18 protein-coding genes are annotated in these 22182 nt (G+C 72.4%); 13 read left to right on the top strand and 5 right to left on the bottom strand.

Annotated elements, in window-relative coordinates:
• Positions 1-147 precede the first annotated feature (147 nt).
• From ABTY40_RS07625 to ABTY40_RS07580, 10 genes are all read left to right on the top strand, one after another.
• On the top strand, positions 148-3099 hold the full coding sequence (locus tag ABTY40_RS07625) for a M14 family metallopeptidase (RefSeq protein ID WP_352058665.1): 2952 nt from the start codon (positions 148-150) through the stop codon (positions 3097-3099).
• A 220-nt stretch (positions 3100-3319) separates the two neighbouring features.
• On the top strand, positions 3320-4330 hold the full coding sequence (gene gap, locus ABTY40_RS07620) for a type I glyceraldehyde-3-phosphate dehydrogenase (protein ID WP_352058664.1): 1011 nt from the start codon (positions 3320-3322) through the stop codon (positions 4328-4330).
• A gap of 113 nt (positions 4331-4443) precedes the next feature.
• Positions 4444-5655: a phosphoglycerate kinase gene (locus ABTY40_RS07615; RefSeq protein WP_352058663.1), complete on the top strand. Its 1212-nt coding sequence runs from the start codon at positions 4444-4446 to the stop codon at positions 5653-5655.
• A gap of 7 nt (positions 5656-5662) precedes the next feature.
• Positions 5663-6439, top strand: coding sequence for a triose-phosphate isomerase (gene tpiA, locus ABTY40_RS07610; protein WP_345280837.1), 777 nt, complete (start codon positions 5663-5665; stop codon positions 6437-6439).
• A gap of 109 nt (positions 6440-6548) precedes the next feature.
• Positions 6549-6779, top strand: a complete 231-nt coding sequence (gene secG, locus ABTY40_RS07605; protein ID WP_309055488.1) for a preprotein translocase subunit SecG — start codon at positions 6549-6551, stop codon at positions 6777-6779.
• Positions 6780-6856: 77 nt separating this feature from the next.
• On the top strand, positions 6857-7192 hold the full coding sequence (locus tag ABTY40_RS07600; protein WP_309055485.1) for an RNA polymerase-binding protein RbpA: 336 nt from the start codon (positions 6857-6859) through the stop codon (positions 7190-7192).
• 152 nt (positions 7193-7344) lie between these two features.
• A complete protein-coding gene (locus ABTY40_RS07595; RefSeq protein WP_352058662.1) occupies positions 7345-8568 on the top strand; it encodes an MFS transporter in 1224 nt (407 codons plus the stop codon).
• A gap of 43 nt (positions 8569-8611) precedes the next feature.
• Positions 8612-10276: a glucose-6-phosphate isomerase gene (pgi, locus tag ABTY40_RS07590; protein WP_502990511.1), complete on the top strand. Its 1665-nt coding sequence runs from the start codon at positions 8612-8614 to the stop codon at positions 10274-10276.
• Between the two features lie 4 nt (positions 10277-10280).
• The gene (locus ABTY40_RS07585) at positions 10281-10781 is read left to right on the top strand and encodes a PH domain-containing protein (RefSeq protein WP_352058661.1); all 501 of its coding nucleotides are present in this window, start codon (positions 10281-10283) and stop codon (positions 10779-10781) included.
• Positions 10778-12406: a PH domain-containing protein gene (locus ABTY40_RS07580; RefSeq protein ID WP_352058660.1), complete on the top strand. Its 1629-nt coding sequence runs from the start codon at positions 10778-10780 to the stop codon at positions 12404-12406. The genes ABTY40_RS07585 and ABTY40_RS07580 overlap by 4 nt, the downstream gene beginning before the upstream one ends.
• Positions 12407-12441: 35 nt before the next feature.
• On the opposite strand, the gene pgl is transcribed toward ABTY40_RS07580, so the two are convergent.
• The 5 genes from pgl to tkt are packed head-to-tail and all read right to left on the bottom strand — an operon-like array spanning position 12442 to position 19103.
• Positions 12442-13224: a 6-phosphogluconolactonase gene (gene pgl / locus ABTY40_RS07575; protein WP_352058659.1), complete on the bottom strand. Its 783-nt coding sequence runs from the start codon at positions 13222-13224 to the stop codon at positions 12442-12444.
• On the bottom strand, positions 13221-14330 hold the full coding sequence (opcA, locus tag ABTY40_RS07570) for a glucose-6-phosphate dehydrogenase assembly protein OpcA (protein ID WP_352058658.1): 1110 nt from the start codon (positions 14328-14330) through the stop codon (positions 13221-13223). The genes pgl and opcA overlap by 4 nt, the downstream gene beginning before the upstream one ends.
• Positions 14327-15859, bottom strand: coding sequence for a glucose-6-phosphate dehydrogenase (zwf, locus tag ABTY40_RS07565; RefSeq protein WP_352058657.1), 1533 nt, complete (start codon positions 15857-15859; stop codon positions 14327-14329). The genes opcA and zwf overlap by 4 nt, the downstream gene beginning before the upstream one ends.
• A gap of 5 nt (positions 15860-15864) precedes the next feature.
• A complete protein-coding gene (tal, locus tag ABTY40_RS07560) occupies positions 15865-16983 on the bottom strand; it encodes a transaldolase (protein WP_352058656.1) in 1119 nt (372 codons plus the stop codon).
• A gap of 32 nt (positions 16984-17015) precedes the next feature.
• Positions 17016-19103 carry a transketolase gene (gene tkt, locus ABTY40_RS07555; protein ID WP_352058655.1) on the bottom strand — a complete coding sequence of 696 codons (2088 nt, stop codon included), beginning with the start codon at positions 19101-19103 and terminating at the stop codon, positions 17016-17018.
• Positions 19104-19513: 410 nt separating this feature from the next.
• On the opposite strand from tkt, the gene ABTY40_RS07550 reads away from it, so the two are divergent.
• The 3 genes from ABTY40_RS07550 (at position 19514) to ABTY40_RS07540 (ending at position 22133) form a co-directional block, all read left to right on the top strand.
• On the top strand, positions 19514-20467 hold the full coding sequence (locus tag ABTY40_RS07550; RefSeq protein WP_345280818.1) for a heme o synthase: 954 nt from the start codon (positions 19514-19516) through the stop codon (positions 20465-20467).
• Positions 20468-20560: 93 nt separating this feature from the next.
• On the top strand, positions 20561-20905 hold the full coding sequence (locus ABTY40_RS07545; protein ID WP_352058654.1) for a hypothetical protein: 345 nt from the start codon (positions 20561-20563) through the stop codon (positions 20903-20905).
• Between the two features lie 148 nt (positions 20906-21053).
• Positions 21054-22133, top strand: coding sequence for an amidohydrolase family protein (locus ABTY40_RS07540; protein WP_352058653.1), 1080 nt, complete (start codon positions 21054-21056; stop codon positions 22131-22133).
• Positions 22134-22182: the final 49 nt, after the last annotated feature.

Here is a 22182-nt window from a genome sequence, read left to right as displayed (position 1 = left end):
CAAAACCCTCCGGTCCACCCTGCCGGTGCCCTTTCCGGGGCACCGGCAGTCGTGTGAACGGCCCGCGAGGCACCCTTGACACCACTCCGGGTCCCCAGAAGCCTGGCGTCCGTTCACCTTCGTGACGGACCACAGCAAGGGGGGCTCATGAGACGCAGAGCGAGATCCATCCTCGCCGCGGCTTCACTGCTGATCGCCGGAGTGACGGCGGCACCCGCCGCCGGAGCACAGCCGAAGGACCCGGAGGGCGGTGACACCCTCTCCGTCTGGCGCGCCGAGGTCACCCAGGAGCAGGTGCCCCTGCTCCTGGAGGCCGGGACCGACGCCCACGAACTGACCGAGCAGGTGCCCGACCGGGGCACCGCCACCCTCGAGCTCCACCTCACCGGCGACCAGGCCGGGCAGCTGCGCGCCCGCGGCGTCACGCTCACCGAGCACACCCTGCCCGCCGGGGCCGAGCGGCGCGCCGCCGCCGCGGGGGACGGCGTCTTCCGCCCGTACAGCGGTCCCGGCGGCCTCAAGCAGGAGATCCTGGACACCGCCCGCGCCCGTCCGGACCTCACCAAGGTCGTCTCCCTCGGCCGGACCGTCCGGGGTCAGGACATCCTCGCCGTCAAGGTCACCAAGGGCGCCCCGCGCGTCAAGGACGGCTCACGGCCCGCCACGCTCTACCTCTCCAACCAGCACGCCCGTGAGTGGATCACGCCCGAGATGACCCGGCGGCTGCTCCACCACTACCTCGACCACTACGGCCGGGACCCGCGGATCACCCGCATCGTCGACTCCACCGAACTGTGGTTCGTCCTCTCCGCCAATCCGGACGGCTACGACTTCACCCACGCCGACCCGGCGAACCGGCAGTGGCGCAAGAACCTCCGCGACAACGACGGCGACGGCCGGATCACGCCGGGCGACGGCGTCGACCTCAACCGCAACTTCGCCTACAAGTGGGGCTACGACAACGAGGGTTCGTCCCCCGACCCGGCCGACGAGACCTACCGCGGCCCCGGTCCCATGTCGGAGCCCGAGACCCGGGCCCTCGACGCCTTCCAGAAGCGCATCGGCTTCTCGTACGGCATCAACTACCACTCCGCCGCGCAGCTGCTGCTGTACGGCGTCGGCTGGCAGGTCGCCACCGACACGCCCGACGACACCGCCCTGAAGGCGCTCGCGGGCACCCCGCAGAACCCGGCCGTGCCCGGCTACCGGCCGCAGGTCTCCTCCGAGCTGTACATCACCAACGGTGAGGCGGACGGCCACGCCGCCAACGTCAACGGCATGCAGATGTTCACCCCGGAGATGTCGACCTGCGCCACGGTCTCCCGGGCCGACCCGAACGACGCCTGGGAACCGGCCGACTGTGCCTCCGCCTTCACCTTCCCCGACGACGAGAAGCTGATCCAGGCCGAGTTCGCCAAGAACGTCCCCTTCGCGCTGGCCGTCGCCGAATCCGCGGCCCGCCCCGACCGGCCGGTCTCCCCGGTCGGCGCCGAGGCCCCCGACTTCACCCCCGACGCCTTCACCACCTCCTACGCGGGCGGCGGGGACCAGGAGGTCGCCGTCACCGCGCGCAAGAGCCTGCGCGGCAAGACCCTCACGTACCGGATCAACGGCGGGCGCGCCCGCGGCGTGCCGCTGGAGGCCTGGGAGGGCGGCGAGACCTTCGGCGGCGAGGACAACCTGTACTTCGACGAGTACCGGGCCGTGGTGCGCGGTGCCCGGCCGGGCGACACCGTCGAGGTGCGGTTCACCGCCCGCACGGGCGAGGGGCGGGCGACCGCCTCCGCCCCGTTCACGTACACCGTCGCCGAGCGGCCGCGCGGTGACGTCCTGGTCCTCGCCGAGGAGGGCGGCACCACCGCCGCGCGGCACGCCGGCACCTACGTGAAGGCGCTCGCCGCCACCGGCCGCCGGGCCGCCGTCTGGGACGTCGCCACCCAGGGCACCCCGCACCCCCTCGGCGTCCTGTCCCACTTCCGCACCGTCGTCTGGTACACCGGCGCCGAGCGCCCCTCCGGCGCCGTCCAGCTGGCCGTCCGCGCCTATCTCAACGAGGGCGGCAAGCTGGTCAACGCGGGGGAGAAGTCCGGCGGGCTCACCCGCATCGGCCGTGCCGAGTCCAACGACTTCGCCCAGTACTACCTCGGCGCCTACCACCGGGCCGGCCTGAACGGCCCGGCGTCCTTCGCCGGGAGCGGCCGCCTCGGCGGCGCCGCGGCGGCCCTCGGTCCCGCCGGGGACAACCCGCCGGACAACGCCGGGGCGTACACGGTCACCTCCGACACCCTCGACCCGAAGACCTTCCCGCAGTTCGCGAGCAGCGCCGCCGCCGGCGGCTACCCCGGCGTCCGTACCCCCTTCGAACCCGCCGAGGGCACCTCCTTCGCCGCCGTCACCCACGCCGACGACACCTGGGCCCGGCTCAGCAGGACCGTCGACCTGACCGGGGTCGCCGCGGCGGCCGCGCCGCGCCTGGACTTCCAGGTCAGCCACGACACCGAGCCCGGCTACGACCACCTGGTGGTCGAGGCCCGCACCGCCGGCCAGGACGACTGGACGACCCTGCCCGACCGCAACGGCGGCACGTCCGCCGAGCCCCCGGCCGACTGCGGCGAGGGCTACTACGTGCGCGGCCACCCCTTCCTCGCCCACTACCTCACCGTCGGCGGCGGAGCCTGCGCCGCCACCGGCACCTCCGGCGCCTGGCACGCCTTCACCGGCCCCTCCAACGGCTGGCGGCAGGCCTCCGTCGACCTGAGCGCCTGGGCCGGCAAGAAGGTCGAGCTGTCCTTCTCGTACGTCTCCGATCCGAGCACCGGCGAGACCGGCGCCTTCGTGGACGACGTCCGTCTGGTCACCGGTGCCGCGGCCGAGACCGAGGGCTTCGAGACCTCGCTCGGCGCGTGGTCCGTGCCGGGCGCCCCGGCGGGCAGCCCGGTCAACGGTTCGGACTGGAGGCGTTCACCGGCCCTGTTCCACTCGCAGGCCGCGGTCACCACCCGGGACACCGTCCTGCTCGGCTTCGGGCTCGAACACGTGACGGATCCGGGGGAGCGCGGACGGCTCCTCGGCCGTGCCCTCACGGCCCTCCGGCGCTGACGGAGAGTAGTCGGGACAAAGGTCCCAAGACGGCCCGTACCCGCCGGTAGGTGCGGGCCGCGGGCCCCTGTTCCTCACGTTCCGGGCTCGCCGGAACGCGCTCGATGTCACCCGGCGGCTCCCGGAGAGGTAGGGTCGTAAGCGGTCGGGGACATCCCAAAAAAACAAAAATTCTCGCCGGCGCCGAGTGCACCGGCGTACCTAACGAGGAGATCGGTTCGTGACGATCCGCGTAGGCATCAACGGCTTTGGCCGCATCGGCCGGAACTATTTCCGAGCGCTCCTTGAGCAGGGTGCTGACATCGAGGTCGTGGCCGTCAACGACCTGGGTGACACCGCGACCACGGCCCACCTGCTGAAGTACGACACCATCCTGGGCCGCCTCAAGGCGGAGGTCACCCACACCGCCGACACCATCACCGTCGACGGCCACACCATCAAGGTCCTGTCCGAGCGCAACCCCGCCGACATCCCCTGGGGCGAGCTGGGCGTCGACATCGTCATCGAGTCGACCGGCATCTTCACCAAGCGCGAGGACGCCGCCAAGCACCTCGCCGGCGGCGCCAAGAAGGTCCTCATCTCGGCTCCGGCCAAGGACGAGGACATCACCATCGTCATGGGCGTCAACCAGGACAAGTACGACCCGGCGAACCACGACGTCATCTCCAACGCGTCCTGCACCACCAACTGTGTCGCGCCGATGGCCAAGGTCCTCGACGAGAACTTCGGCATCGTCAAGGGCCTGATGACCACGGTCCACGCGTACACCAACGACCAGCGCATCCTGGACTTCCCGCACAAGGACCTGCGCCGCGCCCGCGCCGCCGCGGAGAACATCATCCCGACCACGACGGGCGCCGCCAAGGCCACCGCCCTGGTCCTCCCGCAGCTCAAGGGCAAGCTGGACGGCATCGCCATGCGCGTCCCGGTCCCGACCGGATCCGCCACCGACCTGGTCGTCACCCTCGACCGCGAGGTCACCAAGGACGAGGTCAACGCCGCCTTCAAGAAGGCGGCCGAGGACGGCCCGCTCAAGGGCATCCTCTTCTACACCGAGGACCCGATCGTCTCCTCGGACATCGTCAGCGACCCGGCGTCCTGCACCTTCGACGCCTCCCTGACCATGGTCCAGGAGGGCAGCTCGGTCAAGATCCTCGGCTGGTACGACAACGAGTGGGGCTACTCCAACCGTCTCGTCGACCTCACCGTCTTCGTCGGCGGCCGGCTCTAAGCTCTAGGGTTCAGGGCAGGCTTTCGATGTGAGCAGGGCTCGGGCAGCGCAACGCCGCGCTGTGCGAGCCCTGTCTCGTGTGCTCCACCGCGTACCAAGGAGTCTGTGAACAGATGAAGACGATCGACGAGCTTCTCGCCGAAGGCGTCTCCGGCAAGCGGGTGTTCGTCCGCGCCGACCTCAACGTGCCGCTCGACGGCACCACCATCACCGACGACGGCCGCATCCGCGCCGTCGTGCCCACGGTCAAGGCGCTGGCCGAGGCCGGCGCCCGCGTCGTGGTCGCCTCGCACCTGGGCCGCCCCAAGGGTGCCCCGGACCCGGCGTTCTCCCTCGGGCCGGCCGCCGCGCGCCTCGGTGAGCTGCTCGGTGCCGACGTCGCCTTCGCGACCGACACCGTCGGCGAGTCCGCCAGGGCCACCGTCGCCGGTCTGTCCGACGGCCAGGTGGCCGTCATCGAGAACCTGCGCTTCAACGCCGGCGAGACCTCGAAGGACGACGCCGAGCGCGGTGCCTTCGCCGACGAGCTGGCCGCCCTCGCCGACCTCTACGTCGGCGACGGCTTCGGCGCCGTGCACCGCAAGCACGCCTCGGTGTACGACCTCCCGGCGCGCCTCCCGCACGCCGCCGGCTACCTCATCGCCACCGAGGTCGGCGTCCTGAAGAAGCTCACCGAGGACGTGCGGCGGCCGTACGTGGTCGTCCTCGGCGGCGCCAAGGTCTCCGACAAGCTCGGGGTCATCGACCACCTCCTGGAGAAGGCCGACCGCATCCTCATCGGCGGCGGCATGGCCTACACCTTCCTCAAGGCCCAGGGCCACGAGGTCGGCATCTCCCTGCTCCAGGAGGACCAGGTCCCGGCGTGCCGGGAGTACCTGGAGCGGGCCGAGAAGCGCGGCGTGGAGTTCGTCCTCCCCGTCGACGTGCTGGTCTCGGCCGAGTTCCCCGACCTGAAGACCAAGGCTCCGGCCAACCCGACCACCGTCGCCGCGGACGCGATCCCCGCGACGGAGGAGGGCCTGGACATCGGTCCCGAGACCCGTAAGCTCTACGCCTCGAAGCTCGCCGACGCGGCCACCGTCTTCTGGAACGGCCCCATGGGCGTCTTCGAGCACCCCGACTACGCCGAGGGCACCAAGGCCGTCGCCCAGGCGCTCGCCGACTCCCCGGCGTTCACCGTGGTCGGCGGCGGCGACTCCGCCGCGGCCGTCCGCACCCTGGGCTTCGACGAGAAGGCATTCGGCCACATTTCGACCGGCGGCGGCGCCTCCCTCGAGTACCTCGAGGGCAAGACGCTTCCCGGCCTCGCCGCACTGGAGGACTGACCCCCTGATGAGCACGCGCACCCCGCTGATGGCGGGCAACTGGAAGATGAACCTCAACCACCTGGAGGCCATCGCCCACGTCCAGAAGCTCGCCTTCGCGCTGACCGACAAGGACTACGACGCCTGTGAGGTCGCGGTCCTGGTTCCCTTCACCGACCTGCGGTCCGTCCAGACCCTGGTCGACGGCGACAAGCTCAAGATCAAGTACGGCGCCCAGGACATCTCGGCGCACGACTCCGGTGCCTACACCGGTGAGATCTCGGGCGCGATGCTGTCCAAGCTGAAGTGCTCCTACGTGGCCGTCGGCCACTCCGAGCGCCGCCAGTACCACGCCGAGACCGACGAGGTCTGCAACGCCAAGGTGAAGGCCGCCTACAAGCACGGCCTGACCCCGATCCTCTGCGTCGGCGAGGGCCTGGACGTCCGCAAGGCCGGCCGCCAGGTCGAGCACACGCTCGCGCAGGTCGACGGCGGCCTGAAGGACGTCCCGGCCGAGCAGGCCGAGTCGATCGTGATCGCCTACGAGCCGGTGTGGGCCATCGGCACCGGCGAGGTCGCCACCCCCGAGGACGCGCAGGAGGTCTGCGGGGCGATCCGCGGCCGCCTCGCGGAGCTGTACTCCCAGGAGCTGGCCGACAAGGTCCGCATCCAGTACGGCGGCTCCGTCAAGGCCGGCAACGTCGCCGCGATCATGGCGCAGCCCGACGTCGACGGCGCCCTCGTGGGCGGCGCGGCGCTCGACGCCGACGAGTTCGTCAGGATCGTGCGCTTCCGCGACCAGTGACGCGACCGGTGAGTATGCCGTAGCGGCGATCCGTCGTACCCTTGCGGGGGCCGGGCAGGTGCCCGGCCCCCGTCCGTATAAGTCCGAGGAAGTTGGTCCAGCCGTGGTTATGGGGTTCTCGATCGCCCTGATCGTCTTCAGCGCGCTGCTGATGCTGCTCGTGCTGATGCACAAGGGAAAGGGCGGCGGCCTCTCCGACATGTTCGGTGGCGGCATGCAGTCGTCCGTCGGCGGCTCCTCGGTCGCCGAGCGCAACCTCGACCGCATCACGATCGTGGTCGGCCTGCTGTGGTTCGCCTGCATTGTCGTACTTGGTCTGCTGATGAAGTTGGACGGGTAACTCCGAACACTGGACGCGCGTTGGGCCTTACGTAGACTGGGGCATCTTCGAGCACCATCACGCAGGGAGTTACGACCGTGGCAAGTGGCAACGCGATCCGGGGGAGCCGGGTCGGAGCGGGGCCGATGGGCGAGGCCGAGCGGGGCGAGTCGGCACCGCGTCTCCGCATCTCCTTCTGGTGCTCGAACGGGCACGAGACCCAGCCGAGCTTCGCCAGTGACGCGGCGGTCCCCGAGACCTGGGACTGCCCGCGGTGCGGTTTCCCGGCCGGACAGGACCGGGACAACCCGCCGGACCCCCCGCGCACCGAGCCCTACAAGACGCACCTCGCGTACGTCCGCGAGCGGCGCAGCGACGCCGACGGCGAGGCGATCCTCGCGGAGGCGCTCGCCAAGCTCCGGGGCGAGATCTGAGCGCTCCCGGCGTGGTGTGAAGAACCGACGGCCGAAGGGCCCTGCCCGCGAACACCGTTCGCCGGCAGGGCCCTTCGCCGTTCCCTGAACCGTTGTCAGTGGCGTCCCCTACCGTCGGAACGGAAGACGGCCGACGGGACCCAGGGGGACGCGTGACGACGACGGAGACCGCGGGGACGGCGGGCGCCAGGGCCGCGCCCGCCTGGCGGGGCGGCTTCGGACGGCTGTGGACGGCGGCCGTCGTCTCCCGCTTCGGCGATTCGCTGCGCACCGCCGCGCTGCCTCTGCTCGCCGCCTCCCTCACCGACGACCCGCTCCTCATCGCCTCCGTCACCGCCTGCGGCTTCCTGCCCTGGCTCCTCTTCGGCCTCCTCGGCGGGGCCGTCGCCGACCGGGTCGACCAGCGGCGCGCCATGTGGGCCGTCGACCTCCTGCGCGGCGCCCTCATGGCCGGCTTCGCCGCCGCCGTCGCCCTCGGCCACGCGAGCCTTCCCCTCCTCCTCGCCGTCACCTTCGCCCTCACCACCCTCCAGACCCTCTTCGACAACGCGGCCACGGCCCTGCTGCCCGCCCTCGTGCCCGCCGGGACCCTGGCCGGGGCCAACGCGCGGCTCATGACCGGCCAGCAGCTCGCCGGAGGGCTGCTCGCCGCGCCCCTCGTCCCGCTCCTGCTCCTCGCCGGGCCCGCCGTGCCGTACGCCGCCGACGCCGCCACCTACGTCCTCGCCGCCCTCCTCATCGCCTCCCTGCGCGTCCCCGCCCCCGCCCGGCCGCCCCGCCCGGCCGGCTCCACCCTGCGCGCCGAGACGGCCGAGGGCATCGCCGCGCTCCGCGCCGACCGCGACCTGCGCGGGCTCTGCGTCGCCACCACCCTCTGCAACATCGGCGTGGGCGTGCTCATCGCCACCCTGGTCGTCCACGTCACCGACGGACTGGGAGCGGGGGAGGCGGGGTACGCGGCCTCCGTCACCGCCTACGCGGCCGGCGCCGTCGCCGGAGGCTTCGCCGCCCGGCGCCTGGCCCGACGGACCGGGCGCATACGCGCGATCCTCCTCGCCGGCGCCGCGCAGACCGGCTGCCTCGTGCTCCTGGGCGCCGTCCCGACCCTCGCGGTAACGATCGCGGCCCTGGCGGTGTTCGGTCTCCTGGGGACGGTGTGGAACGTGCACCAGACGACCCTCATGCAGGAGCGGGCCCCGGAGGGGATGCTCGGCCGCGTCGCGGCGGCCTTCCGCACCCTCGCCGTCGCGGGCACGCCCCTGGGGGCCGTCCTCGGCGGCGCCGTGGCCGCCGGGGCCGGACCGCACGCCCCCGCCTTCCTCGCGGCGGCGCTGTTCGCGCTCGCCGTCGCCTCGCTGCGCCCTCTGATCAATTAGGTTGAAGGGCAGCGGGGCAGAAAAGCACGAGAAGAAGTGGGCGATGTCCGAGATGACCAGCACAGGCCGTACGAGGCTCAACCAGCTGCCCGAGTGGGCGGCCCTCGCCAAGCACCGGGAGCAGCTGGAAGGCACCCGGCTGCGGGAGCTGTTCGCCGCCGACCCGACGCGCGGCACCGACCACACGCTGCGCGTCGGTGACCTCTACCTGGACTACTCCAAGCACCTCGTCACCGACGAGACGCTGACCCTGCTGCGCGAACTGGCCGCCGCCACCGGCGTGGCCGAGCTCCGCGACGCCATGTTCCGCGGCGAGAAGATCAACACCACCGAGGACCGGGCGGTCCTCCACACCGTGCTGCGCGCTCCGCGCGACGCCGTCGTCGAGGTCGACGGGGAGAACGTGGTCCCCCGCGTCCACGCCGTCCTCGACAAGATGGCCGCCTTCGCCGACAAGGTCCGGGCGGGCGAGTGGACCGGCCACACCGGAAAGCCCGTCAAGAACATCGTCAACATCGGCATCGGCGGCTCCGACCTCGGACCCGCCATGGCCTACGAGGTCCTGCGCTCCTACACGCGGCGCGACCTGACGTTCCGTTTCGTCTCCAACGTGGACGGCGCCGACCTCCACGAGGCGATCGTGGACCTCGACCCGGCCGAGACCCTCTTCATCGTCGCCTCGAAGACCTTCACCACCATCGAGACGATCACCAACGCCACCTCCGCCCGCGAGTGGCTCCTGTCGGGCCTCGGAGCCGGACAGGAGGCCGTGGCGCGGCACTTCGTGGCCCTCTCGACCAACGCGGGCAAGGTCGAGGAGTTCGGCATCGACACCGCCAACATGTTCGAGTTCTGGGACTGGGTCGGCGGCCGTTACTCGTACGACTCGGCCATCGGCCTCTCCCTGATGATCGCCATCGGCCCGGAGCGCTTCCGCGAGATGCTCGACGGCTTCCACCTCGTCGACGAGCACTTCCGCACCGCGCCGCCCGAGGAGAACGCGCCGCTCCTCCTCGGCCTCCTCGGCGTCTGGTACGGCGGCTTCTTCGGCGCCCAGTCGCACGCCGTCCTGCCGTACTCCCACTACCTGTCGAAGTTCACCGCCTACCTCCAGCAGCTCGACATGGAGTCCAACGGCAAGTCGGTGGACCGCCAGGGCCGCCCGGTCGACTGGCAGACCGGTCCCGTCGTCTGGGGCACCCCCGGCACCAACGGCCAGCACGCCTACTACCAGCTGATCCACCAGGGCACCCTGTTCGTCCCGGCCGACTTCATCGGCTTCGCCCGCCCCGTGGACGGCCTGGCTCCGGGCCTCGTCGCCCAGCACGACCTGCTGATGGCGAACTTCTTCGCCCAGACGCAGGCGCTGGCCTTCGGCAAGACCCCCGAGGAGGTACGGGCCGAGGGCGTCCCGGAGGAGCTCGTCGCGCACAAGACCTTCCGCGGCGACCACCCGACCACGACGATCCTCGCGGACGCCCTCACCCCGTCCGTCCTCGGTCAGCTGGTCGCGCTCTACGAGCACAAGGTGTTCGTCCAGGGCGCCATCTGGGACATCGACTCCTTCGACCAGTGGGGCGTCGAGCTCGGCAAGGTCCTCGCCAAGCGGATCGAGCCCGTGCTGACCGAGGGCACGGGCGGCGAGGAGCTCGACAGCTCCACCGCCGGACTGGTCGCGGCCTACCGCACGCTGCGCGGCCGGAGCTGATCCGGTGACGGGGGAGGGCGCGGTACGGCTCCGGCCGCCGAGGAACGCCGTCGACCGGCGGGCCGTCGCCTGGTGGCGCACCCGCTGCCTGATGGCCACCGCCGCCCCGGCGGCGGTCCTCGGCCTCCTCGGCGCCCTCGTCGGGCCCGCCAGGACCTGGCTGGTCCCCGCCGCCGCCCTCGTGGCGGTGGCGGGCCTCGCCGGTACCGCGTTCCTCCCCCTCTGGTGGTTCCGGGTACACCGCTGGGAGGTCACCGACGAGGCGGTCTACGTCCGTACCGGGGCCCTGTGGCAGGAGTGGCGGATCGCCCCGCTCTCCCGGATCCAGACCGTCGACACCGTACGCGGCCCGCTGGAGCAGCTGTTCCGGCTCGGCACCGTCACGGTGACCACGGCCTCCTCCAAGGGGGCCCTGCGGATCGAGGGCCTGGACCACGAGCTGGCCGCCGCGCTCGGCGAGCGGCTGACCTCCCTCACCCAGGCCACGCCCGGGGACGCCACATGAGCGCGGACGGCGGCCCGGACGCCGGGGGACCGGGGGAGCCGGGACAGTGGCGGCGCCTCGACCCCCGCACGCCGGCCGTCACCGCGGCCGTTCTCTGCGGGGTCGCCGCGGGCGCCGGTCTGCCCCTGGCGGTCGGCATCGCAGGGACGCCGGCGGCGCACGCCGTCGTCTGGGTGATCGCGGGCGCCCTCCTCCTCGTCCTCGGCGGCACCGCCGCCGACCTCGTCCGCCTGCGCCGCACCCGCTACCGGGACGGACCCGAACGGGTCGACCTCCACACCGGGCTCCTGCTGCTCAAACGCCGCTCCCTGGCCCGGGAGCGGATCCGCAGCGTCGACCTCACCGCCAACCCCCTCCAGCGCGTCCTCGGGCTCGTCAAGGTCCGCATCGGCACCGGCGAGAGCACCGGTGGGGCCGAGTCCACCCTCGAACTCGACCTGGTCGCCCGCGCCGAGGGCGAACGGCTCCGCCGGGAGCTTCTGGTCCGGCCCGCGGCCGCTCCCGGCGACCCGCGCCACGACGGCGCCCTCGCCGTCCTCGACCCGCGCTGGATCCGCTACGCCCCCGTCTCCTTCGTCGCCCCCGCCCTCGGCGGTGCCGCCGCCGGCGCCGTGCTCCAGGTCAGCGAGTGGTTCGGCGCCCAGGGGGAGGTCATCCACTGGATAGGGGACCGCTTCCAGGACGTCCCGCTGCCCTGGACGGTCCTCGCCCTCGTCCTCGTCGCCACCGCCGCCGGAGCTCTCGGCGCCCTCGGCCTGTGGGTCGAGATGTGGGGCAACTACCGCCTGGAGCGCGAGCCCGGCGGCACCCTGCGGGTCCGCCGCGGACTGCTCACCGCCCGCTCGGTCTCGATCGAGGAGCGCCGGCTGCGCGGCGTCGAGCTGGTCGAACCGCTCGGCGTGCGCCTCTGCGGCGCCGCCCGGGTGGACGCCGTCGCCACCGGCCTGGTCGAGGACGACGACGACCGGCACGGCGACCTGAAGAACCTGCTGCCGGCCGCGGAGCGCCGTACGGCCGACCGGGTCGCCGCCCAGGTGCTGCGCGAGGCCGAACCGCCCACGTCCGCGCCGCTGGCCGCCCACCCCCGCGCCGCCGGGACCCGCCGGCTGCGGTGGGCGCTCGCCGCCGTCCTCCTCCCGGCCGCGGCCCTCGCCGTCCTCGGCGTTCTCCTCACCCCGGTCCTGCTGTACGTGGCGGCCGGCGGGGCCGCCGTCCTCGCCCCGCTCGCCGTGCTCCTCGCCCGCGACGCCTACCGCTCGCTCGGACACGCCGTCAGCGGCCCCTATCTGGTGGCCCGTTCGGGCACGATCCGCCGGTCGACCGTCGCCCTCCGGCGCTCCGGCGTCATCGGATGGACCGTCAAGCAGTCGTACGTCCAGCGCCGCGCCGGCCTCCTGACGGTGACCGCGACCACGGCCGCCGGCGCGGGCGCGTACACCGTCCCGGACGCCGGGGTGGACCAGGGCCTCGCCTTCGCCGCCGAGGCCGTACCCGGCCTGCTCGCCCCTTTCCTGGAGCCCGCGCACGCCCCGGACGCGCACGCCCCGGACGCGCACACCCGGGACGCCGACACCCCGGACGCCCACGTCCCGGACACGACGAAGGCCCGGCCCACCCTCGGGTGAACCGGGCCTCCGTCCTGTTCCGGTGACCTCCGCGGTCAGGCCGTCGCGTGCGGGTACAGGCTCCGCGGCAGCTCCGCGGCGGCCGCCGCGTCCAGCAGCCACAGGGTGCGCGAGCGACCCCGGGCACCGGCCGCCGGGACCTGGACCTCGCCCGCGCCGGACAGCGCGAGCGCCGCCGCCTTGGCCTTGTCCTCGCCGGCCGCGAGCAGCCAGACCTCCTTCGCCGCCCGGATCGCCGGGAGCGTCAGGGAGATCCGGGTCGGCGGCGGCTTGGGCGCGCCGTGCACCCCGACCACCGTCCGCTCGGTCTCCCGGACCGCCGGCAGCTCCGGAAAGAGCGAGGCCACGTGCGTGTCCGGCCCGACGCCCAGCATCAGCACGTCGAAGGAGGGCACCCCGTCGAGGCCGTCGGGGCCCGCGGCGGCGGCCAGCTCGGCCGCGTACGCGGCGGCGGCCGCGTCGGCGTCGTCACCGTGAGGACCGTCCGAGGCGGGCATCGCGTGCACCCGCGCCGGGTCCAGCGGCACCCGGTCGAGCAGCGCCTCCCGGGCCTGGGTCACGTTCCGCTCGGGGTCGCCCTCGGGCAGGAACCGCTCGTCGCCCCACCACAGGTCGAGCCGCGACCAGTCGATCGCGTCCCGGGCGGGCGCCGAACCGAGCGCCGCGAGCAGGCCGTTGCCGTTCCGGCCGCCGGTCAGCACGACCGAGGCCGTCCCGCGCGTCGCCTGCGCGTCCACGATCCGGGTGATGAGCCGGGCCGCGGCGGCCTGGGCCATCAGCTCCTTGTCGCGGTGCACGACCAGCTGGGGGGCGGTCACCTGGCCGCCGCCTTCTTGGCCGGGGCCTTCTTGGAGGCGGCCTTCGGCGCGGGCTCGGCGGCGCCGTCCGTCCCCTCGCCTCCGTCCGTCTCCGCGGCCTCCGCCGCGGCGGGGGCGGGCTCCGCGGCCGGCGCCGGCTCCGCCTCCGGGGCGGCCGGCTCGGGCGCGGTGGTCGCCGCCCGCTCGTCGAGCCGCTCCAGACCGAACCGGAGCGCCGCCGCGTAGGTGTCGTCCGGGTCGAGCCGGCGCAGCTCCTCCGCGATCAGCTCGGCCGTCTCGCGGCGCTTGAGCGCCACGCCGCGGTCCGGCTGGCCCTGGATGGAGAGCGTGGCGAGCGAGCCGTCCGCCCGGTCCAGCACGATCGGGCCCGCGCTGGTCTCCAGCCGTACGGAGGTGAGACCGGGTCCCGCCGACTTCGAGCGCCGTACCGGCACCTTCAGCCGCTCGGCCACCCACATCGCGAGCAGTTCGACGCTCGGGTTGAACTCCTCGCCCTCGACCTCGGCCGAGGTGACCTCGCACGCGACCTGGTCGAGCGCGGCGGCCAGCATCGAGCGCCACGGGGTGATCCGGGTCCACGACAGATCCGTGTCGCCCGGGGTGTAGGTCTCGGCCCGGCCTATGAGCTCCTGGATGGGCTGCTCGGCGGCGTAGGTGTCCGTGACCCGGCGCTGGGCGAGGGCGCCCAGCGGGTCGTTCGCCGGGTCGGCGGGGGCGTTGACCGGCCACCAGACGACCACGGGCGCGTCGGGCAGCAGCAGCGGAAGGACCACCGACTGGGCGTGGTCGACGACCTCGCCGTACAGCCGCAGGACCACCGTCTCCCCGGTGCTCGCGTCGGCGCCGAGGCGGACCTCGGCGTCGAGCCGCGTCTTGGCCCGGTCCCGCGGCGAGCGCGAGACCCGCTTGATGACGACCAGGGTCCGCGAGGGGTGCTCGCGGGACGCCTCGTTGGCCGCCCTCAGCGCGTCGTAGGCGTTCTCCTCGTCGGTGACGATGACGAGGGTGAGCACCATGCCGACGGCCGGGGTGCCGATCGCCCGCCGCCCGAGCACCAGCGCCTTGTTGATCTTCGAGGACGTGGTGTCCGTCAGGTCGGTCTTCATGGCCGGCGCCAGCTCCGTCCGTCTCGTGCGAGCATCTCGTCCGCCTCGACCGGACCCCAGGTCCCGGACTGGTACTGCGCGGGCTTGCCGTGCGTGTCCCAGAACTGCTCGATCGGGTCGAGGATCTTCCAGGACAGCTCGACCTCCTCGACCCGCGGGAAGAGGTTGGAGTCGCCGAGCAGGACGTCGAGGATGAGCCGCTCGTACGCCTCGGGGCTGGACTCCGTGAACGACTCGCCGTAGGCGAAGTCCATCGAGACGTCCCGGATCTCCATCTGCGTACCCGGCACCTTCGAACCGAACCGCACCGTGACGCCCTCGTCCGGCTGGACCCGGATCACGATGGCGTTGCGGCCGAGCTCCTCGGTCGCGGTGTGGTCGAAGGGGGAGTGCGGGGCGCGCTGGAAGACGACCGCGATCTCGGTGACGCGGCGGCCCAGGCGCTTGCCCGTCCGCAGGTAGAAGGGGACGCCCGCCCAGCGGCGGTTGTCGATCTCCAGCTTGATCGCCGCGTAGGTGTCGGTCTTCGACTCCGGGTTGATGCCCTCTTCCTGGAGGTAGCCGACGGCCTTCTCGCCGCCCTGCCACCCGGCCGCGTACTGTGCGCGCACCGTGCTCTTGCCCAGGTCCTTCGGCAGCTTCACCGCGCCGAGGACCTTGGTCTTCTCGGCGGCGAGCGCGTCGGCGTCGAAGGAGGCGGGCTCCTCCATCGCGGTCAGCGCGAGCAGCTGGAGCAGGTGGTTCTGGATGACGTCGCGGGCGGCGCCGATGCCGTCGTAGTAGCCGGCCCGGCCGCCGATGCCGATGTCCTCGGCCATGGTGATCTGCACGTGGTCGACGTACGACCGGTTCCAGATCGGCTCGAAGAGGGTGTTGGCGAAGCGGAGGGCCAGGATGTTCTGGACGGTCTCCTTGCCGAGGTAGTGGTCGATGCGGAAGACCGCCTCGGGCGGGAAGACCTCGTGGACGACCTCGTTGAGCTCCTTGGCGGAGGCCAGGTCATGTCCGAAGGGCTTCTCGATGACCGCGCGGCGCCAGGATCCGTTCTTCTGGTCGGCCAGGCCGTGCTTCTTCAGCTGCTGCACGACCAGCGGGAAGAACTTCGGCGGCACGGAGAGGTAGAAGGCGAAGTTGCCGCCCGTCCCCTGCGCCTTGTCCAGCTCCTCGATCGTCGTCTTGAGCTGGTCGAAGGCGTCGTCGTCGTCGAAGTCGCCCTGGACGAAACGCATCCCCTGGATCAGCTGCTGCCACACCTCCTCGCGGAAGGGGGTGCGCGCGTGCTGCTTGACGGCCTCGTAGACCTCCTGCGCGAAGTCCTCGTCCTGCCACTCGCGGCGGGCGAAGCCGATGAGCGAGAAGCCCGGCGGCAGCAGGCCGCGGTTGGCCAGGTCGTAGACGGCGGGCATCAGCTTCTTACGGGACAAATCGCCCGTGACGCCGAAGATCACCAGACCCGACGGCCCCGCGATGCGCGGGAGCCGTCGGTCTGCGGCGTCACGGAGCGGGTTGGCTCCGTGGACAGCGCTCAAGGTGCTTACGCCTCCGAAGGTGCGAGGCGCTGCAGCTCCGCCTCGGTGGACTTGAGCAGGTCGTTCCAGGACGCCTCGAACTTCTGGACGCCCTCGTCCTCCAGCAGCTGGACGACCTCGTCGTAGCCGATGCCCAGCTTCGCGACGGACTCCAGGACCTCCCGGGACGCGTCGTACGTGCCGCGGATCGTGTCACCGGTGACCTCGCCGTGGTCGGCGGTGGCCTCCAGGGTGGCCTCGGGCATGGTGTTGACCGTGCCCGGGGCGACCAGGTCCACGACGTACAGCGTGTCCTTGTACGCGGGGTCCTTGACGCCGGTCGAGGCCCACAGCGGACGCTGCTTGTTGGCCTGCGCCCTGTCCAGGGCCTGCCAGCGCTCGGAGGAGAACACCTCCTCGTACGCCTCGTAGGCCAGGCGGGCGTTGGCCAGGGCGGCCTTGCCCTTGAGGGCCTTGGCCTCGTCGGTGCCGATGCCGTCCAGGCGCTTGTCGATCTCCGTGTCCACGCGGGAGACGAAGAAGGAGGCCACCGAGTGGATCGTGGAGAGGTCGAGGCCGCGCTCGCGGGCCTTCTCCAGACCGGCCAGGTAGGCGTCCATGACCGCGCGGTAGCGCTCGAGCGAGAAGATCAGCGTCACGTTGACGCTGATGCCGAGGCCGATGACCTCGGTGATCGCCGGCAGACCCGCCTGGGTCGCCGGGATCTTGATCAGGGTGTTGGGACGGTCCACCAGCCAGGCCAGCTGCTTGGCCTCGGCGACGGTGGCGTGCGTGTCGTGGGCCAGGCGCGGGTCCACCTCGATGGAGACCCGGCCGTCCTGACCGTCGGTCGCGTCGAAGACCGGCCGCAGGATGTCGGCGGCGTCACGGACGTCCGCCGTCGTGATCATGCGGATGGCCTCTTCCACGGTCACCCGGCGGGCGGCGAGGTCGGCCAGCTGCTGGTCGTAGCCGTGGCCCTCGGAGATGGCCTTCTGGAAGATGGACGGGTTGGTGGTCACACCCACCACGTGGTTCTGGTCGATGAGCTCGGCCAGGTTGCCGGAGGTGATCCGCTGGCGCGAGAGGTCGTCGAGCCAGATCGCGACGCCTTCGTCGGAGAGGCGCTTGAGAGCGTCTGTCATGAGAGGTTCTCCAAAAGTCGTATCTAAGGGCGTCAGCGCGCCGCGGCGTCCAGGGATTCCCGCGCGGCGGCGACGATCGCCTCCGGGGTGAACCCGAACTCGCGGAACAGGACCTTCGCGTCCGCCGAGGCACCGAAGTGCTCCAGCGAGACGATCCGGCCGGCGTCGCCCACGTACTTGTGCCACGTCAGTCCGACACCGGCCTCGACCGCGACCCGGGCCCTGACCGACGGCGGCAGCACGGAGTCCTTGTACTCCTGGTCCTGCTCCTCGAACCATTCCACCGACGGCATCGACACCACACGGGTCGGCACACCGGCCGCCTGCAGCTGCTCCCGGGCCTCCACGGCCAGGTGCACCTCGGAGCCGGTCGCGATGAGGACCACCTCGGCCTGGCCGCCCTCGGCGTCGAACAGCACGTAGCCGCCCTTGGCCGCGGCCTCGTTCGGCGCGTAGGTGGGCACGCCCTGGCGGGTGAGGGCCAGACCGTGCGGGGCGCCCTTGCCGAAGACCTTGGTGTGGCGCAGCATGATCTCGCGCCAGGCGATGGCCGTCTCGTTGGCGTCGGCCGGCCGGACCAGGTTCAGGCCCGGGATGGCCCGCAGCGAGGCCAGGTGCTCGACCGGCTGGTGGGTCGGACCGTCCTCGCCGAGACCGATCGAGTCGTGCGTCCACACGTACGTCACCGGCAGGTGCATCAGCGCCGACAGGCGCACGGCGTTGCGCATGTAGTCGGAGAACACCAGGAAGGTGCCGCCGTAGATGCGCGTGTTGCCGTGCAGCGCGATGCCGTTCATCTCCGCGGCCATGGCGTGCTCGCGGATGCCGAAGTGGATCGTGCGGCCGTACGGGTCGGCCTCCGGCAGCGGGTTGCCCGCCGGCAGGAAGGACGAGCCCTTGTCGATCGTCGTGTTGTTCGAGCCGGCCAGGTCGGCGGAGCCGCCCCACAGCTCGGGGATGACCGAGCCGAGCGCCTGGAGGACCTTGCCGGAGGCGGCGCGGGTCGCGACGCTCTTGCCGGGCTCGAAGACCGGGATCTTCTCCGCCCAGCCGGCCGGCAGCTCGTTCGCCTGGACGCGGTCGAACAGGGCCGCCCGCTCCGGGTTGGCCGTACGCCACTCCGCGAGCGACTTCTCCCAGGCGGCGCGGGCCTCGCGGCCGCGGTCACCGAGGCCACGGGTGTGCGCGATGACCTCCTCGGAGACCTCGAAGGTCTTCTCCGGGTCGAAGCCCAGGACGCGCTTGGTGGCCGCGACCTCCTCGTCGCCGAGCGCCGAGCCGTGGGCGGCCTCGGTGTTCTGCGCGTTCGGGGCGGGCCAGGCGATGATCGAGCGCATCGCGATGAACGACGGGCGCTCGGTCTCCGCCTCCGCGGCCCTGATCGCCGCGAAGAGGGCGGCCGGGTCCAGGTCGCCGTCGGCCTTGGGCTCGACGCGCTGGACGTGCCAGCCGTACGCCTCGTACCGCTTCATCGTGTCCTCGGACACGGCGGTCTCGGTGTCGCCCTCGATCGAGATGTGGTTGTCGTCCCACAGCATGATCAGGTTGCCGAGCTTCTGGTGGCCGGCCAGCGAGGACGCCTCGGCGGAGATGCCCTCCTGGAGGCAGCCGTCACCGGCGATCACGTAGACGCGGTGGTCGAACGGGGAGGTGCCGGCGGCGGCCTCCGGGTCGAACAGACCGCGCTCGTAGCGGGCGGCCATCGCCATGCCCACGGCGTTGGCGACACCCTGGCCCAGCGGGCCCGTGGTGGTCTCCACGCCGGCGGTGTGGCCGTACTCGGGGTGACCCGGGGTCTTCGAGCCCCAGGTGCGGAAGGACTTCAGGTCGTCCAGTTCGAGACCGAAGCCACCCAGGTACAGCTGGGTGTAGAGGGTCAGGGACGAGTGGCCCGCGGAGAGGACGAACCGGTCGCGCCCGACCCACTCGGGGTCGGAGGGGTCGTGCCGCATCACCTTCTGGAAAAGGGTGTACGCGGCGGGCGCGAGGCTCATCGCCGTACCGGGATGGCCGTTGCCGACCTTCTGTACGGCGTCCGCGGCCAGGACGCGGGCGGTGTCGACGGCCCGCTGGTCCAATTCGGTCCACTCGAGGTCTGTGGTGGTCGGCTGAGTGCTCACCCTGGGTCAGGGCTCCTCTCCACAAGTCGGAAGCCGGTCACGGAGGGTGCACCGGTGTTGTCGAGCCTACCCCCGAGAAAGCCCCCTCTTTTCGGGGTCATGCCCCTCAAATGAGCGGACAGAGCCAGACTGCCGCCGACGGCGGGACTTCGCCTCCCGAACGGTCCGCCGACCGCGCCCGCGTCGTCACCGAGTCGTCATCGAAACCCTGTCCACCAGGTGGGACGGCGTGGCGGCGGGCCGGCTCCGGGGCACCCGCCCGGGGGAGGCCCGGCGTCCCCGGGCGGGGCGCCTCAACACGACCCCACCCCCGCGAAGATCGGCGTCTGGGCAACGTCTACAGTGGCGTGGTACGCGCAAGTTTCACCCCGCCTTCATCCGGGGAGCTTGCTGGGATTTCTCTGTCAGGGGTGTGCGTGACGGCCGTCGAGTCCCGACCCGCAGGGGTCGTCTTGACTCCCAGCCCGGGGGGCCATCGGCCGTTCGGGGCCCGCGTCAAGGCATTCGTGGCGCTGACGAAGCCGCGAATCATCGAGCTGCTGCTCATCACCACCGTTCCGGTGATGTTCCTCGCCGAGCAGGGCGTCCCGGACCTGTGGCTGGTCCTCGCCACCTGCTTCGGCGGCTACCTCTCCGCGGGCGGCGCCAACGCGCTGAACATGTACATCGACCGCGACATCGACGCGCTCATGGACCGCACCTCCCAGCGGCCGCTGGTGACCGGCGTCCTCACGCCGCGCGAGGGCCTGGTCTTCGGCCTCACCCTCGCCGTCGTCTCGACGCTCTGGTTCGGCCTGCTCGTCAACTGGCTGTCGGCGGCGCTCTCGCTCGGCGCGCTCCTCTTCTACGTGGTCGTCTACACGATGATCCTGAAGCGGCGCACCGCGCAGAACATCGTCTGGGGCGGCATCGCCGGCTGCCTGCCGGTCCTCATCGGCTGGTCGTCCGTCACCAACTCGATGTCCTGGGCCGCGATCATCCTCTTCCTGGTGATCTTCTTCTGGACGCCGCCGCACTACTGGCCGCTCTCCATGAAGGTGAAGGACGACTACGCGCGCGCCGGCGTCCCCATGCTCCCGGTCCTCGCCTCCAACAAGGTCGTGGCCAAGCAGATCGTCGCCTACAGCTGGGTCATGGTGGCCGTCTCGCTGCTGCTCACCCCGCTGGGCTACACCGGCTGGTTCTACACGGCCGTGGCGCTCGTCACCGGCGGCTGGTGGCTCTGGGAGGCCCACGGGCTCCTCAACCGGGCCAAGGCCGAGGTCACCGGCGCCAAGCTGAAGGAGATGCGCCTCTTCCACTGGTCCATCACCTACGTCTCGCTGCTGTTCGTCGCGGTCGCGGTGGACCCCTTCCTGCGGTAGGCACCGAGGACTCCGCCGACGGCCGGGCCGTGTGGGCTGTCCCACGTGGCCCGGCCGTCGTCAGTCGATCTACCGCTCGGTAGCATCCCTGTCATGGCAGACACCACGGCAGAGACGACGACGGTCACGAAGCAGTCGGACCGCAAGGCGGCCAAGCTCGCCAAGGAGATCCGGGCCTTCGCCGCGGAGCACGGCGGCGCCGAGGGGCAGCTCGCCCACATCGGCCAGGCCGGCACCCGGATCGTCCTCGTCGGCGAGGACGGCGGCTGGGGCGACCTCGTGGCGCCCACCTACGCGATCGCCCAGCAGGCCGCCGAGAAGGCCGGGCTGACGCTCCACGAGGAGTTCGACGGCGAGTTCGCCGCCAAGGTCGTCACCGGACCGTACGAGTGGTCCCGCATGGCCGGCATCCAGATCGGCGGCCCCGCCAACCGCTGACGCCCGGTACGGCCGCCGCCGCGGAACCGCCGTGTCCGCCGCCGCGCGGGACCGGTTTCGGCGGCCGGCCCGCCGCCGGGCGACAACCTCGCGCGGGGCTCACCCGTTAGGACGTGTGCCGACACGTCCACACAGGGAGCCCCCCGAGATGATCGACATACCGAGCCTGGTGGACCAGTACTGCCACGGCGTACTCCGTACGGAGCTCGGCCTCGGCACCTTCGAGGCCCGCCTCGGCGCGGGCGGCTCCACGCCCGCCCCCGGCACCACCTTCTTCGACACCCAGACCGGCTTCGCCGTGCGCCGCTGGTGCCCGCCGCTGCTCGGCCTGGAACCGCACTGCCCGCCGGCCCGCTACCTGGCCCGCCGCCGCGAGCTGGGCGTCGGGGAGACCGGCCGGCGGCTGCTGCGCTCCTCCGGCATCGCCACCTACCTCGTCGACACCGGCCCCCCGGGCGACCTCACGGGGCCGGACGAGCTGGCCGCCACGGGCGCCGCCACCGCCCACGAGATCGTCCGCCTCGAACTCCTCGCCGAGGAGGTCGCCGCCACCTCGGGCACGGTCGACGCCTTCCTCGCCAATCTGGCCGAGGCCGTCCACGGCGCCGCCGTCCGCGCCGTCGCCTTCACCTCCGTGACGGCCGCGCACAGCGGGCTCGCCGCCCTGCCCGGCCCGCCGGACCCCGCCGAGGTACGCCGCGCCGCCGGGCGGTGCCTGGCCGCACGCCGAGCCGGCGACCGGACGGCCGATCCCGTCCTGCTGCGCCACCTGGTCTGGATCGCCGTCACCACCGGGCGCCCCCTCCAGCTGCACACCGGCGACCGGGACCCGGGCAGCCTCGCCGGCTTCGCCGCCGCCACCGCCGGACTCGGCACCGACCTGGTGCTGATGCACGCGTACCCGCACCACCGCACGGCGGCCCGGCTGACCGGGATCCACCCCCACGTCCACGCCGACCTCGGCCCGGCCCTCGCCCGTACCGGAGCCCGCGCGGCGGCCGTCCTCGCCGAGGTCCTGGAGCTCGCTCCGTTCGGCAAGCTGCTGTTCTCCAGCGGCGCCGACGGGCTGCCGGAGCTGCACGTGGTCGCCGCGCACACCTTCCGGTCGGCCCTCACCAGGGTGCTGGGGGAGTGGGTCGGGGACGGGGCCTGGTCGCCGGCGGACGCCCGGCGGGTCGCCGCGATGCTGGCCGCGGAGAACGCGCGCCGCGTCTACCGCCTGCCCTGAGGACACGCCGGAGGCCCGCCACCGTCGACGGTGGCGGGCCTCCGGCCTG

Source organism: Streptomyces sp. NPDC126503 (assembly GCF_040302405.1).
Taxonomy (GTDB): domain Bacteria; phylum Actinomycetota; class Actinomycetes; order Streptomycetales; family Streptomycetaceae; genus Streptomyces; species Streptomyces gulbargensis.
This window is presented reverse-complemented; position numbering and strand designations above follow the sequence as displayed.

Excerpts from the sequence above, each read along its gene's own strand:
- tal (WP_352058656.1), bottom strand. The coding sequence starts at position 16,983 with ATGACAGACGCTCTCAAGCGCCTCTCCGACGAAGGCGTCGCGATCTGG.
- pgi (WP_502990511.1), top strand. The coding sequence starts at position 8,612 with ATGTCCGAGATGACCAGCACAGGCCGTACGAGGCTCAACCAGCTGCCC.
- ABTY40_RS07625 (WP_352058665.1), top strand. The coding sequence starts at position 148 with ATGAGACGCAGAGCGAGATCCATCCTCGCCGCGGCTTCACTGCTGATC.
- ABTY40_RS07545 (WP_352058654.1), top strand. The coding sequence starts at position 20,561 with ATGGCAGACACCACGGCAGAGACGACGACGGTCACGAAGCAGTCGGAC.
- tpiA (WP_345280837.1), top strand. The coding sequence starts at position 5,663 with ATGAGCACGCGCACCCCGCTGATGGCGGGCAACTGGAAGATGAACCTC.
- ABTY40_RS07580 (WP_352058660.1), top strand. The coding sequence starts at position 10,778 with ATGAGCGCGGACGGCGGCCCGGACGCCGGGGGACCGGGGGAGCCGGGA.
- secG (WP_309055488.1), top strand. The coding sequence starts at position 6,549 with ATGGGGTTCTCGATCGCCCTGATCGTCTTCAGCGCGCTGCTGATGCTG.
- ABTY40_RS07615 (WP_352058663.1), top strand. The coding sequence starts at position 4,444 with ATGAAGACGATCGACGAGCTTCTCGCCGAAGGCGTCTCCGGCAAGCGG.
- ABTY40_RS07540 (WP_352058653.1), top strand. The coding sequence starts at position 21,054 with ATGATCGACATACCGAGCCTGGTGGACCAGTACTGCCACGGCGTACTC.
- opcA (WP_352058658.1), bottom strand. The coding sequence starts at position 14,330 with ATGAAGACCGACCTGACGGACACCACGTCCTCGAAGATCAACAAGGCG.